Origin of the sequence: Litoreibacter janthinus, from assembly GCF_900111945.1 — a bacterium.
Classification (GTDB): domain Bacteria; phylum Pseudomonadota; class Alphaproteobacteria; order Rhodobacterales; family Rhodobacteraceae; genus Litoreibacter; species Litoreibacter janthinus.
In genome coordinates, this window is the sequence record NZ_FOYO01000001.1 from 1,888,150 (window position 1) to 1,901,019 (window position 12,870).

13 protein-coding genes are annotated in these 12,870 nt (G+C 59.5%); 4 read left to right on the forward strand and 9 right to left on the reverse strand.

Annotated elements, in window-relative coordinates:
* Positions 1-11 precede the first annotated feature (11 nt).
* From BM352_RS09515 to BM352_RS09545, 7 genes are read right to left on the reverse strand one after another with little or no spacing between them, the layout of a single operon-like run.
* A complete protein-coding gene (locus BM352_RS09515; RefSeq protein WP_090215943.1) occupies positions 12-788 on the reverse strand; it encodes an SDR family NAD(P)-dependent oxidoreductase in 777 nt (258 codons plus the stop codon).
* On the reverse strand, positions 785-1,888 hold the full coding sequence (locus BM352_RS09520) for an NAD(P)/FAD-dependent oxidoreductase (RefSeq protein ID WP_090215946.1): 1,104 nt from the start codon (positions 1,886-1,888) through the stop codon (positions 785-787). Before BM352_RS09520 ends, BM352_RS09515 begins: the two co-directional genes overlap by 4 nt.
* A complete protein-coding gene (locus tag BM352_RS09525) occupies positions 1,885-3,285 on the reverse strand; it encodes an NAD(P)/FAD-dependent oxidoreductase (protein WP_090215949.1) in 1,401 nt (466 codons plus the stop codon). Before BM352_RS09525 ends, BM352_RS09520 begins: the two co-directional genes overlap by 4 nt.
* Positions 3,285-3,569, reverse strand: coding sequence for a (2Fe-2S)-binding protein (locus BM352_RS09530; RefSeq protein WP_090215953.1), 285 nt, complete (start codon positions 3,567-3,569; stop codon positions 3,285-3,287). The genes BM352_RS09525 and BM352_RS09530 overlap by 1 nt, the downstream gene beginning before the upstream one ends.
* Positions 3,566-4,465, reverse strand: a complete 900-nt coding sequence (locus BM352_RS09535; protein WP_090215956.1) for a dihydrodipicolinate synthase family protein — start codon at positions 4,463-4,465, stop codon at positions 3,566-3,568. Before BM352_RS09535 ends, BM352_RS09530 begins: the two co-directional genes overlap by 4 nt.
* Before the next feature lie 4 nt (positions 4,466-4,469).
* A complete protein-coding gene (locus BM352_RS09540) occupies positions 4,470-5,348 on the reverse strand; it encodes an SMP-30/gluconolactonase/LRE family protein (RefSeq protein WP_090215959.1) in 879 nt (292 codons plus the stop codon).
* Positions 5,336-6,511: a CaiB/BaiF CoA transferase family protein gene (locus BM352_RS09545; protein ID WP_090215963.1), complete on the reverse strand. Its 1,176-nt coding sequence runs from the start codon at positions 6,509-6,511 to the stop codon at positions 5,336-5,338. Before BM352_RS09545 ends, BM352_RS09540 begins: the two co-directional genes overlap by 13 nt.
* An 80-nt stretch (positions 6,512-6,591) precedes the next feature.
* On the opposite strand from BM352_RS09545, the gene BM352_RS09550 reads away from it, so the two are divergent.
* On the forward strand, positions 6,592-7,929 hold the full coding sequence (locus BM352_RS09550) for an aspartate aminotransferase family protein (RefSeq protein ID WP_090215966.1): 1,338 nt from the start codon (positions 6,592-6,594) through the stop codon (positions 7,927-7,929).
* A gap of 3 nt (positions 7,930-7,932) precedes the next feature.
* Positions 7,933-8,811, forward strand: coding sequence for a beta-keto acid cleavage family enzyme (locus BM352_RS09555; RefSeq protein ID WP_090215971.1), 879 nt, complete (start codon positions 7,933-7,935; stop codon positions 8,809-8,811).
* Positions 8,812-8,813: 2 nt separating this feature from the next.
* On the opposite strand, the gene BM352_RS09560 is transcribed toward BM352_RS09555, so the two are convergent.
* On the reverse strand, positions 8,814-9,548 hold the full coding sequence (locus tag BM352_RS09560) for an IclR family transcriptional regulator (RefSeq protein ID WP_217643003.1): 735 nt from the start codon (positions 9,546-9,548) through the stop codon (positions 8,814-8,816).
* Between the two features lie 128 nt (positions 9,549-9,676).
* Between BM352_RS09560 and BM352_RS09565 the strand changes: the two genes are divergently transcribed.
* Together BM352_RS09565 and BM352_RS09570 are read left to right on the forward strand one after the other, a co-directional pair.
* Complete coding sequence (locus tag BM352_RS09565) at positions 9,677-10,276, forward strand: dioxygenase family protein (protein WP_090215977.1); 600 nt, start codon at positions 9,677-9,679, stop codon at positions 10,274-10,276.
* A gap of 3 nt (positions 10,277-10,279) precedes the next feature.
* Entirely contained in the window at positions 10,280-10,948 is a 669-nt protein-coding gene (locus tag BM352_RS09570; protein ID WP_090215981.1) for a dioxygenase family protein, read from the forward strand.
* Positions 10,949-10,993: 45 nt separating this feature from the next.
* On the opposite strand, the gene BM352_RS09575 is transcribed toward BM352_RS09570, so the two are convergent.
* Complete coding sequence (locus BM352_RS09575) at positions 10,994-12,868, reverse strand: FAD-dependent monooxygenase (RefSeq protein ID WP_090215984.1); 1,875 nt, start codon at positions 12,866-12,868, stop codon at positions 10,994-10,996.
* Positions 12,869-12,870 lie beyond the last annotated feature (2 nt).

A 12,870-nucleotide genomic window follows, 5' to 3' on the forward strand; every position in this document is an offset into this window, starting at 1 on the left:
CTCGGGCGGCGTCAAAAACGGCCGCAATCCACTTTCATTTTGTCGCCTGTTATGGCGGAGCTTAGGTCACAGGCATAGTATAGCGCCGCACGCCCGACTTCTTCAGGGCCAACCCAGCGTTGCAGGGCGGCGACATCCGTATAGTTTTCGCGCTCGATCTCTGCCACTGAACGGCCCTCTGCCTCGGCGCGGCGGGCCAAAATACGGTCCATGTTTTCGCCGGAAACTGCACCGGGCATCAGAGCATTCACGCGCACGCCAACGGGGCCAAGTTCGCGGGCCATGGTTTCTGTAATCCCGATCAGCGCAAATTTCGAAGCGACATAGGCGGACCGCATCGGGTAGCCCTGAATGCCCATAAGTGAGGACATATTGATGATAGATCCTGACCCTTGGGCAGACATAATCTTGGCCGCTTCTTGTAGGCAATACATCGCCCCGACGAGGTTGATGTTCATGCAGGTAACCCAGTCAGCCATATCGACCTCGGCCACCGGCGCAATCGGGCCGGGTCCGCCTGCGTTGTTCAGCAACACGTCGACGCTACCTGTGATCTCTTTGGCTTTGGCGAATAGCTTTCGCACATCCGCCTGATCGGACACATCGCAGGCAATAGCGTGGCCACCAACGGCTTTGGCGACTTCTTCAAGCGGCTCCAATCGGCGTCCGGCGACGACAACCGTGGCGCCTGCCTGGGCAAAAACATGCGCCGTCGCCTCTCCGATGCCGCTGCCGCCGCCAGTGATTACGGCTAGTTTTCCGTCCAATCTGCTTGGATCTTGCGTCATATCGTGTCCTTTTCAAAATCGCGCCCCGGATCGAACAGAGGCATTTCGGGCTCTCGGCCCAGTATGTGATCGCCCATCAACTGGCTGATATACGGGCCGATGGTGTAACCGCCGCGCACGCAGCCCAGAACGAAGGCATCCGGTATGCCTGGGAGTGCGCCGGCCAGTGGATAGAAGTCTGGCACATTGGCCTCGAACCCTGTCCAGCTGCGAGTAACGCGGGCAGCAGAAAGGGCGGGGACAGCGTATTGCGCCAAGGCAAGATTGGGGCGAACGGTGTCGGCGTCGACCGTGCCGCGCCCGTCTTGCGGTGTGCCGCGCCCCTGCCAGCCGCCCCCGATCAGGACCGTCCCGTTTGCCTTCTGCTTCATGGTCAGAAGTCCGGTCGCATGTCCGACCACACCGCTCATCAAGGGGGGCATGCGTTCGGTGACAGAGACTGTGTTCACTCGTGCGTTCACGGGCAGTTCCACATCAAAAAGGGCGGCAAGGGGTTTCAACCACGCACCAGCGGCCAACAAAATGCGCGTCGCGCGGACGGTGCCGTGTGGGGTGGTCAGTTTGAAACCTGCGTCACGGTCAATCGCTGTGACCACGCAGCCCTCGCGGTAAGGAAGCCCTGCATCGCGCAGACGTCCGCGATAATACTGACCGGTGAGGGATGAGTTTGCGTAGCCGTCTTCGGGACAAAAACTTGCCGCGACAACTTTCTCGGTCAAGTTTGGTTCCGCTGCGCGCAGACGATTGTTGGACACAAATTCGATCGGCGCACCGGCCTGCGCCTTGAGCGTCTGACGTTCGTACAGCATTTCGGCTTCGCGGACATTGAAGGCCAGAGTGTAGCCGCCGGTCTTTTGAAATCCCACGGCATCGCCCATCTGTTCCCACAGGTGATGGCCTTTCAACGCATAGGGCATCAGTTTCACGCGTTTGATTTGCAGGCTGAGGGTGCCAGCGTTGACGCCGGATGCGCCCTGACCAAGGTCGCCCTTATCCAGAACAATTGCCGACATTCCCCCTTCGGCAACACGCAGTGCCGTTGCACAGCCCATGATCCCGCCGCCGATGATTGCGATGTCATATTTGGTGTCGAGGGTCATAGTGGAGCCGGTTTCGGAATGGGCAGATCGTCATAGTCAAAGTTGCCTGCCGCTTGACCAAGTGGGATGGGTCGTAAGGGGGGGCGCGGTGTCGGGGGCGGGACGTCAAAGATTGGTTTTCCGGTTTGCGCGGCGATCAGTGCGGCAATCGCCGTTTGGCAATATTTGCCGCCACAGGGGCCCATGCCCGCACGCTTACCGGATTTGACGGCGTTGGTGCTTGTGGCGCCGGTTGTTACTTCGGCGCTGATGTCCCCGCGACTTAGGCTTTCGCATCGGCACACGATGGTGTCTTGCGTGGTCAGGGCCTGCGCGTCGGCACGTGGAATGCTAAGCGCGGTCATCGCGCGACCAAACCGTTCGGCCCGCTGCCAGGGGCGCACAGACGGTGAGGGCGCGGAGAAGCCCAAGTCACGGGCGACACGAGCACCCGCCAACGTCCCCTGTAAGGCGGCAGCCGCAGCGCCGCGAATCCCGCAGCCGTCGCCGCATAGATAGAGACCGTCCACCTTGGTCGCCCCGTCCGGGTCTGCAACAGGAACCCAGCCGCCCAAGGACGGATCATAGCGGATTGCCGCGCCCAGCATTTGCGCGGCCTCGATCTGTGCGATCAAACCATTGCCAAGGCACAGGCTATCGGTAGCAAAATCCGGGCCCGCTACGCCACGTTTCAGATTGACCGTCTTGATGCCGACGACGTGGTCTTGGCCCGCAACCTCAGACACCGCATGGCCCCACATAATCGGGACACGTGCAAGCATTAGGTCCGCCATCCAGACCGCGCCGCGGGCCAGCAGCTTGGGTTGCCTCATCATCGACGGCGCAGCGCGGACCCAATCGGTGCGGGTGTTTGGCGTGACGACAGACGCGACCTCACCGCCCAAACGGCGAATTTCGCTGGCGACAAAGAATACCAAGGGGCCAGTCCCGCTAACAACGGTGCGCTTGCCGGGCAGGGAAAGCGTCTGCTTGAACAGCGACGTCGCCCCAGCCAAACCAATCACACCGGGTGTCGTCCAGCCGGGGATAGGTTGTACATATTCGCGCGCCCCCGTCGCAAGGACCAACGAACGGCAAATCAGTTGCTCAGTCGCGCCCTTGCGCAGGATTTGCAGAGACCAATGATCCCCATCACGACGAATGTCCCACACGCGGGTGTCGGCCAGATGGGTTGCTGGGCTTTCGGAAAGGGCGCTGCGCAAGGCATTTCCTGCGGTTGTTTCTGGCGTAAGCGGGGCCGACAGAATACTTGCGGATTTGCCTCGCCAAACCTGCCCGCCGGGCGCGGGCTGTTCATCCAACAGCACGACCCGCGCACCGCTTTGGGCGGCGACTACGGCCGCGTTGCCTCCGGCCGGTCCGGCGCCAACAACAGCTATGTCGTAAAGATCTGACATCAGGCCCTTTCAACCACGAGGCCCGTCGACACGTCTGTGCGGCAGGCTTCGACAACTTGACCATCCACGATGACGGCGCATTCCTGACATAGCCCCATGCAACAGAACGCCCCACGCGGGGCACTGTCGTTGGGCGCCTCGCGAAAGTTCAAATGCCCCGCCCGCATCAGGGCAGACACAAGCGTCTCGCCCAGGTGGCCCTGAACCGGCTCGCTATCAAAGGTGAAAGTCACCGTTTCAGACCGCTTTATCCAGGCCGCGTGATTGGGGACCAGTCGGATCATTTGTAAGAGATGCCCAGTTCGTCAAAGGTGCGTTTGATCTTGTCGATGTCGGCCTCTGCCAATGGCATGACCGGATCGCGCGGCACGCCAGCGGGCTGGCCGATCAGGTTCAGCGCCGCCTTGAAGGAGGCCGGCCATGTGCCGGTGCCCATCAACAGTTCATAAAGAACCGTCAGTTGGTGATGGGCATGACGGTATGTGTCATCCGGCGCACCGTTCCCGACAGCCGCCATCTCTGACGGTAGCAGGTCGGTGAATTCCGGCCCCGTCGCGATAAAGCCTTTTGCGCCTAGGGCAAAGGCAGGCAGGATGTAGTGGCACGGGCCGGTCATCACAGACAAGCGGTCGCCAAGGCGGTGCAGCAAATGCGTGTGATAGAAAAAGTCCCGCTGGCTTTCCTTGATGCCGATGACATCGTGGTTTTCCAACAGACGCTCGGTCTGGTCGATGGTCAGGGAAAAGCCCATGCGACGGGGCGAATTATACAGAACCAGTGGCAGCTTGGTGGCTGCCGATACCTTGTCAAAGCGCGCCATCAGTTCAGCTTCGGAAGCTTTCAGAACATAGGTCTGTGGCATCGATAACAGGACGTCAGCACCGTTTTCTTCGGCGGCGCGGACATAGGCCAGAGACGCATCGATGGTGGGGGCGGAAATGCCCATCATCACCGGCACGCGTCCTTTGGCAGTGTCCTTGGCAAGGCGGACAAGGCGGCCGCGTTCCTCGGCGCTCAGCGCCCAACTTTCGCCGTTGTCGCCAGCGATGCAGATACAGGTTGCGCCGCGTGAGAGAAGGAATTCGAACAGATCGATAAAGGCATCCTCCATGATTTCGCCGCGTTCATTGAAGGGCGTCGCGATGGCGGGAACATAGCCGTGAAGGTCTTCTTTTTGCATTGTATCAGGTCCTTGGAGTCGGGATTTGGCAGGTGAAGACGCATCCGAATTGGGCATCCACAATGAAAAGTCGGGTCGGGTCGGCAGGATCGAAAGTGACGGATGTCGTCCAGAGCCCGCGAGGCAAACGCACATCGGCGATCAGGTCTCCGGCAGCGTCGAACACATAGGCGCGCCCGGCCTGCGCCTGGGCTATGGCGAGCCATCCATGAGAGTTGCAGGCCAATCCATCGGGACCCAGCCCGCCCGACATCTGCAGATAGGTGCCAACCATAGGCTGGCCCTTTTCGGGCAGGCGGGTCGAGAACTTCCAGACCTGATTGGCACGGGTCGCGGCGACGTAGACCCAAGTATTATCTGGTGAAACGGCAATGCCGTTGGCATAGGGCACGCAGTCCAACACAAGGCGCAGATCGCCATTTTGCCAGCGATAGACCCGTCCGTGCGGATCGCTCAAGCTGGTGCGGCCGCTATCGGTGAACCATAGAGCACCATCGGGGCCATAGGTCATATCCGACAGGCCAAGGAAGGGCATTGGTTCGCCCGCGCTGAGGACCTCAATAGAGGTTTCGCCAGTCAGCTCGATCAGGCCGTGCTTGTAGTCTACTGCGATGCGCCGTCCGTCGGGGGCGATGCGCATGGCGTGGGGTTCGCCATCAATCTGGTGCATCTGGGTCCAGTTGCCAGCGGGCGAGACCCGGAAGATCCGACCGTAAGGCACATCCGACAGCCAAAGGTTCCCATCCTCGTCAAAAAACGCGGCCTCAAGGAAGGAATGCATTGGCTGGCCTGGGCGGGTCATCTTGGCCCAAGCCGAGGGTTCGCCGCGATGATGCATATCATCGGGCAAAGCACTCCAAAGGGTCGCGTTTAGGTGGGGCATGTCACAATCCCTGCGTCAAAAAGTTGGCCAATCTGGCGTTCATCCAGCCCCATCTCGATCAGGACAGCGTGGGAATGCTGACCCAGCGTAGGGGGCGCTTGATGCAGTGTGGTGCCTGCGCCCCCCATGTGAAAGGCCGTTGTGGGGAGGGCCGTGCCCGGATTGTCAGGGCTGGGCTGGAAATAACCGCGCGCGGTCAGTTGGGGCAGGTCGACAGCCTCGGCCAAAGTCTTGACCCGTTCTGCGGGCAGATCGGCCGCGCGCAGTCGGGTGACCCATGTGTCCGCATCGGCGGTCATGAAAATGTCGCGCAGGGCTGATTTGGTTCCCGCGCCGATAGCCCAAACGTCGCGCCAGCATTGGATAGTGGCTAGGGCGGGCAGGGGATGACCCAATCCATCAAGAAGCCCCGAAAGCTTGCGATATTGCGCGGGGTGGAACGCGCCGAGCATCAACTGGCCGTCTTGCGTTTCATAGCTTGCGATGCCTGCCTCTTTGCTACGCTTGGCGGTAGCAGGGCTTTGGGCGGCGGCTGCCTCGGGCGCCATCATTTGCATGGCGACTTCAAGCATGGACACCGAGATATGCGTGCCTTTCCCAGTCCGTTCGCGCTGCGTCAGAGCGGCGGTGACGGCAAAGGCCGCAGCATACCCTGTTGCATAATCGACAAAGGAGACACCGGGCTTAACGCCGCCGCATTGACCGATCGTGCCGCTGGTCGCTTGGATGACATTATCATAGGCGCCGTCTTCGGCTTGAGGGCCGCTGTCGCCATATCCGGTGATGGAGCAGTGAATGAGCTTGGGGTTGATGTCGGCTAGAACCTCGTAGCCGATCCCAAGGGACGCCAAGGCGCCGGTTGTGAAATTCTCGACCACGATGTCTGCTTGGGCGGCGAGCAATTTCAGCAGGTCGGCCCCTTCAGCGCTGCGCAGGTTCAGCGCGAGGCTACGTTTATTGCCTCCCTGCACTTGGTAGTTCAGCCCAAGGCCTGCTGCGTTCAACGCGTCATCTGGCCCGCGGCCCCGCGCGCAATCTGGGTTGGACGGGTCTTCGATCTTGATTACGTCTGCGCCAAGCAATCCCAACTGGTAAGTGCAAAAGGGCCCAGCCAGAACATGGGTCATGTCCAAAACAATTATACCGTTCAATGCGCCTGTCACGTCAGTAAAGCCTTGCGATATGGAATAGCGTCTAATATACAAAACGTAGGTTTATATACAAGACATAAGATGTGAGAGCTATGTCCCAAAGCAGCATTTTTCACCGAGACCTCAATTCTGACCTGCCAGTTGTCGTTGCGGGGGATGGAAATTTTCTCATTGATGCAACGGGTAAGCGGTATCTGGATGCCTGCGGCGGGGCAGCTGTGTCCTGTCTTGGGCATGATCACCCAAAGGTCCGAGAGGCCATCAAGGCGCAGGTGGACAAACTCGCCTTTGCGCATACAGGGTCCTTCACCAATCAACCCGCCGAGGATTTGGCGGCCCATCTTGTGGCGCGTGCACCAAAGGGAACAGGCGCTGGACGGGTGATGTATCTGGGCTCGGGTTCTGAGGCGATGGAAGCTGCGCTGAAACTCGCGCGGCAGTACTGTCTTGAAAAAGGCGAGCCTGAGCGCCGCCATATTATTGCGCGCAAACCCAGCTATCACGGCAATACCCTCGGTGCGTTGGCAACAGGGGGGCACGCGGGTCGGCGCGCGCCTTTTGCGCCGCTTTTGATCGAGGTCAATCATATCGACGCGCCGTACCCCTATCGTTTGCAGCATGACTCAGAAGGTGACGCAGATTTCGCTGTGCGTATGGCAAACCTGCTGGAGGAAGAAATCCAGCGCCTGGGGGCTGAGACCGTGATGGCCTTCGTTGCCGAGCCTGTTGTGGGGGCGTCCTTGGGCACCCAGCCTGCACCCGCAGGCTATTTCAAACGCATCCGAGAGATCTGTGATCAATACGGCGTGCTTTTCATTGCTGACGAAGTGATGAGCGGTATGGGCCGGACGGGCACCTCGTTCGCGCTAGAACAAGAAGGCATTGCTGCCGACCTAACCACGATGGCCAAGGGTTTGGGTGCGGGCTATCAACCGATCGCCGCCGTTATGGCCGCGCAAAAGGTTGTTGATGTGATCAAAGCGGGCAGCGGCAAGCTTTGGAACGGGCATACGTATATGTCTCATGCCATTGCGACGGCGGGTGCCTTGGCCGTGCAGCAGGTCATTGAAAATGAGAGTTTGTTGGACAACGTGATCGCGCGCGGCAAGCAGCTAGAGGCTGGGTTGCGCAAGGCCTTTGCACAGCATCCCCACGTTGGAGATATTCGCGGCCGCGGGCTGTTCTGGACCATCGAAATGGTCGCGGATCGCGCAACCAAGGCGCCATTTGATCCAGCGGACGAGATCGCACCCAAGATCGGAGCGGCCGCCAAGGTGCGAGGCGTTATGACCTATCCGTCGCAGGGGTGCATTGATGGCATAAACGGTGATCACGTGTTGCTGGCACCGTCCTATACGTCGAGCGAGGCCGAGATTGAACAGATACTCGAGACCCTCGTGCACGCAGTTTCTGACGTGGTGAGGGGCTAAGCAATGGCGCGCAAGACGATTCTCACGGCTGCGATCACGGGCAACCTGATGACGCCCGAAATCAGCCCAAACCTGCCGATCACACCCGAAGAGATTGCACGTCAGGCGCTGGATGCCGCTGCGGCTGGTGCAGCCATTGTGCACCTTCACGTGCGCGACACGGAAACCGCCAAAGGGTCCATGCGGCTCGAACTCTATTCCGAACTGGTCGAGCGTATTCGCGCCGAGAACACCGACGTTTTGCTAAACCTCACCACGGGTGAAGGTGGGCGGTTCATTCCCTCCGATGAGAATCCACAGATCGCCGCCGAGGGATCGACCCTATGCGTGCCCGAAAAACGCGTGGCCCATGTCGAGGCTCTGAAGCCCGATATCTGCACGCTGGATTTCAATACCATGTGGTCGGGGCAAGCTTCGGTCATCAACGCGCCGCGCAACCTCGAAATCATGGCCGAGCGGATCTATGCAGCACGTGTGAAACCCGAAATCGAAATTTTCGACAGTGGCGATCTGCATATGGTCAAAGACTTTGTGGCGCGTGGAGTGCTCAAGACACCTTTGATGGTGCAGATGGTATTGGGCGTGCGTTTTGGCGCGGTCGCGAACCCTGAAACGATGGCTTACCTCGTTAGCCAATTGCCTGAGGGCACCGAATGGGCCGCCTTTGGCATCGGGCGTACGGCGTTTCCCATGCTGGCACAGGCTTGGCTGCTGGGCGGGCATATCCGTATCGGGATGGAGGACACAGCCTACATCGCCAAGGGCCAGCATTGCGAAAGCAATGCGCAATTGGTCGAAAAGGCAGCCCGCATCATCGGTGATCTGGGTGGCGAATTAGCAACCCCAGATGAAGCCCGCGAAATTCTGGGCATCGCCGGATGAACCTAGTTGCCCTGATACCCCAAGGCGCGCGAGATTTGCAGCGCAGCGTCTTGGGCCTGCGGCAGGTAAAAGCTCTCCATACGATCAAAATCAAATCCACTGTCGGGGCCGGACAGGTTTACGCAAGCGACTATAGCGCCGGTGTTGTCACGCACTGGCACGGCGACGCTCGACCCGCCCGGCTCTCGGTAGCCTCTGGAAATCACAAAGCCCGCATCGCGCGCCTCAGAGACACGTGCCACAAGGCTAGCCGCGTCCATGGGCGTGTGTTCGGTAAAACGGTGCCAGTCTTGCCCCTCAGCAAACGTGTCCAAGTCTGCGGCGTTCTTGGCCCCCAAGAGGCACCAGCCAATTGCCGAGGCGAAGGCTTGCGTTCGGGTACCCGTGCGCATGTTCGAAACATATCCCGACCGGGCTTGGTGGCTGACAAGATACAAAACATCATCCCCTTCCAGCACGCTCAAGTGCGTCGAAACGCCGGTTTCGTCGCGCAGGTTGGCCAGAATGGGCCGCGCGATGGCGGTAATGGGCTGCTGGTTCAAATAGGCGAACCCAAGGCTCAGCACGCGTGCGCCAAGGGTGAAGGTATTGGCCTGCTCGGCTTCGCGGATAAACTCCATCTGGCGCAGGGTGTAGACAAGACGAAACGCCGAGCTCCGGCTCAGCTCCATCGCGCGGGCAATGTCGCTCAGCGACATGGGATTTTCTGCGGCGCCAAGGATTTCGAGAACTCTCAAGCCTCGGTGCAAACCGGGGACAAAATAGACATCATGATTGGACGCTTTGGGCATAGACGATTAGATTCCGAGTTGTGCTCTCATGTGTTTAATCTGCAAAACGCACCAAAGACAATGGAGGACAGGAGATGACCGACCCGGCATCAAACCTTTTACCAGCGACGAACGAAGACACCTGCGGGCCGTACTTCCCAATCTATTTCGCGGATCCGGCGCTAGAGGATCTGACTCGTCTCGATCCGGGCGTCGTAGCAAAGGCATCGGGCACGCCGATCATTCTGCGCGGACGGGTGCTGGACCGGCACGGAGAGCTGGCCAACGGCATTGTGATGGAGTTTTGGCAGGCCAACGCCAAGGGTGTTTATCGCACACCGGCAACGGAAGGGGATGAAGATATCGATCCATGGTTCTACGGGTATGGTCGCATCCGGTCGGCGTCGGGCATTTATGAGTTCCCCACAATTAAGCCGGGTGCGGCCGCAGGGCGCGCGCCTAACATCACGGTTACGATTTTCTCGGACGGTATCAACCGTATCGTGACGCAGGTATTTTTCGACACCGAGGACGGCAATGAAAGCGACCCTGTGTTGCAGGCCGCGGGGGACGATGCCCCCAAACTGATTGCGCGCCACGACGGGCGTACGGCCAGCGGAGCCGAGGTCTATGTCTTTGACATCATCATGGCCGGCGACAATGAAACCCCATTCTTTGATGATCTGGAGAGCTGAGACATGGCCAAGCAAGGACGTATTCTGGGCATTGGCCCAACGGACAACACATCGGATCAGCGCACCCCGCGCCAGCGGCTGCGGTTGATCCCTGATGTCGCGCGCGAAAGCTTTGTGCCGGTGGTGCCGGCTCGCTACGCGGCGAATCCGCATGAATGGGACATGACCCGGACGGCCCCGGATCGGCCTCGCGCTGCTGGTGTTCCGATCGAGGTTACAGGCCGTGTGCGCACAGCATCAGGCCGCGCTGTTGCAGGCGCGTTGTTGGAAATCTGGAGTGCCAATCACTTCGGGCGTTACCGCCACATCGAGGATCATTCGGGCCTGCAACTGGATGAAAACCACCTTGGGCTGGGGCGCGTTCTGACCGACGACGAGGGCCGCTATCGTTTCTGGGCGATCAGCCCGGGTGCCTACCTTGCCCGTCCTGATATTGGTCGCTGGCGTCCAAAGCACATCCATATGTCGATCAGTGGCGGGTCCTCGCGGCTTATCACGCAGATGTATTTCCCGGGCGAGCCGAACAACGAAACTGACCCGATGGCGATCCTCATGGGCGATGCCTTTGAGCGCAATCTGGGCATTCCGCGGGACGCGGGCGACGCGGACGTCGAAGAAGCCTACGATTTCGACATTGTGGTCGGCGGGCGCAACGCGACGTTCTTCGAATAGGAAGGTTCCGCAAAATCAACGCATGACGGCGGTGATGAGCCGCCGTTACGCCGACGTCATAAATCCATCAAAGAACTGGGCAAGTCCTGTGAAGTCACTGAGGGTTTGAACTTTCGCAATGAACTGATCGGGCCGCACGACCAAAAGCGCGCCGTTCTTACGATCGATTCCGCGACGGTTAAAAATGTCGGGGCCGTTTTTGAGATCCGGACAAAAGACCTTTTCATAATCAACCAGCCCATAACGCCCCTTGGTCGGCAAAAGCAGGCTCGGCAGGGTTTCGATCTTCAGATCGCGGTGGTTGGTTTGGAACACGACCCGCAGGTCGATGACGCTGTCGATGTCCGCGCCTTTTGGCGTGTATCTTACGAGAGGGCTGTCCGGGGCCCGCGCCAGATAGGAGCACAACCCGTCGATAGGGGCGCCGGTTTGGCCAGCATCGGTGTCGTTTGCAAAGGCGATAAGCCGCCATCGGCCATCGGCCTTGAGGGTATGACCAAGGTGCATGGATTTACCATCACCAGCCCGAATGACGGGCGCAGAATGAAGCCGCATCCCGGTCTTCAGGCCCGTAGCAAGTGCTTGGCCGTCACCGGCGACCGTAATCATCGATGGGTCATAGAGGGTTTCTACCCCGGCTGTGTAACGCCCATGCTTTTTGAAATAGCCTTGGAACTGGGCCGCCTCAGAAGCGTTTTTGGGCTTGGCGCTGAACAGCCGCGCCATGTCGCGGTCAAAGTCGATCAGCTCTTTCGCCTTAGCGCGGCGTTCCTCGGAGTATGTATGCAGCAGGGCGGGGCTCGCCTGCCCACGCAAGACCGATGCCAGTTTCCACCCGAGGTTAAACGTATCAGCCATCGAGACGTTCATGCCCTGACCGGCCTTGGGGCTGTGGGTGTGACAGGCATCACCGGCGATAAACACGTTGGGGAAACGCTCGGCACGCTCCGCATCGGGGACATTATCAAAGGCATCACAGACGCGCTGACCGATTTCATAAGCCGACCACCACGCCACCTCTTTCACGTCGAGCTGGTAGGGGGCTAGAATATCGCACGCCTTTGAGATCAGCAGCTCTGGTGTGACGCCTCGGTCGGCGGCGCGTTCGTTCCCGCGGAGCTCGTCCAGCTCGATATACATGCGCACCAGGTAGCCGCCTTCGCGCGGAATGATTAGAACGCTGCCGTGGTCGGCTGATTGGATCGCGGCCTTGAGCCGTATGTCAGGGAAATCCGTCACCGCCAGAACATCCATCACGCCCCAAAGTTGCCGAGCGGATTCGCCCTTTAGATCATGACCCATGGACTTGCGCACGACACTACGCGCGCCGTCGCAGCCAACGACATAGCGGGCACGGATCGTTTCGGTTGTCCCGTCGGGGCAGCTAAACGTGGCTGTTATGGGGTAGTCGGCTTCAGGATCGGTGGTCAGGTCGATCAGCTCACGTTCATAGTCGGGTTCCAAACGGTTCGGGGAATTGCGCATGATGTCGAGGTAGAAATCATGCACCCGTGCTTGGCTAAGGATCACATGAGGCATCTCTGACAGATCATCCTCAACGTCTTGAATGCGGTCCGCGCGGTGCAGGCCGGTACCGGAGTCGTTCGGCCGCCAGAAGGCGACCTCATTGACCCAGTATGCTTCTTTCAGAACCTTCTCGGCAAAGCCGAATGCATCGAACATTTCGATAGAGCGGCAGGCGATACCGTCCGCTTGGCCCACTTCCAGGGGGCCTGATTTACGCTCGGTGATGCGGGTCTTGATGTCGGGAAAGGCAGAAAGCTGGGCTGCAAGTGTTAGACCTGCGGGGCCACAACCGACAATTAGCAAGTCAACGGGATCATTCTTGTCCGCTGCACCGACGTTAGGTTTTGCAATGGCCGGGTCACCGGTAGAAAACCCGTTCAGATGATACTGCATGT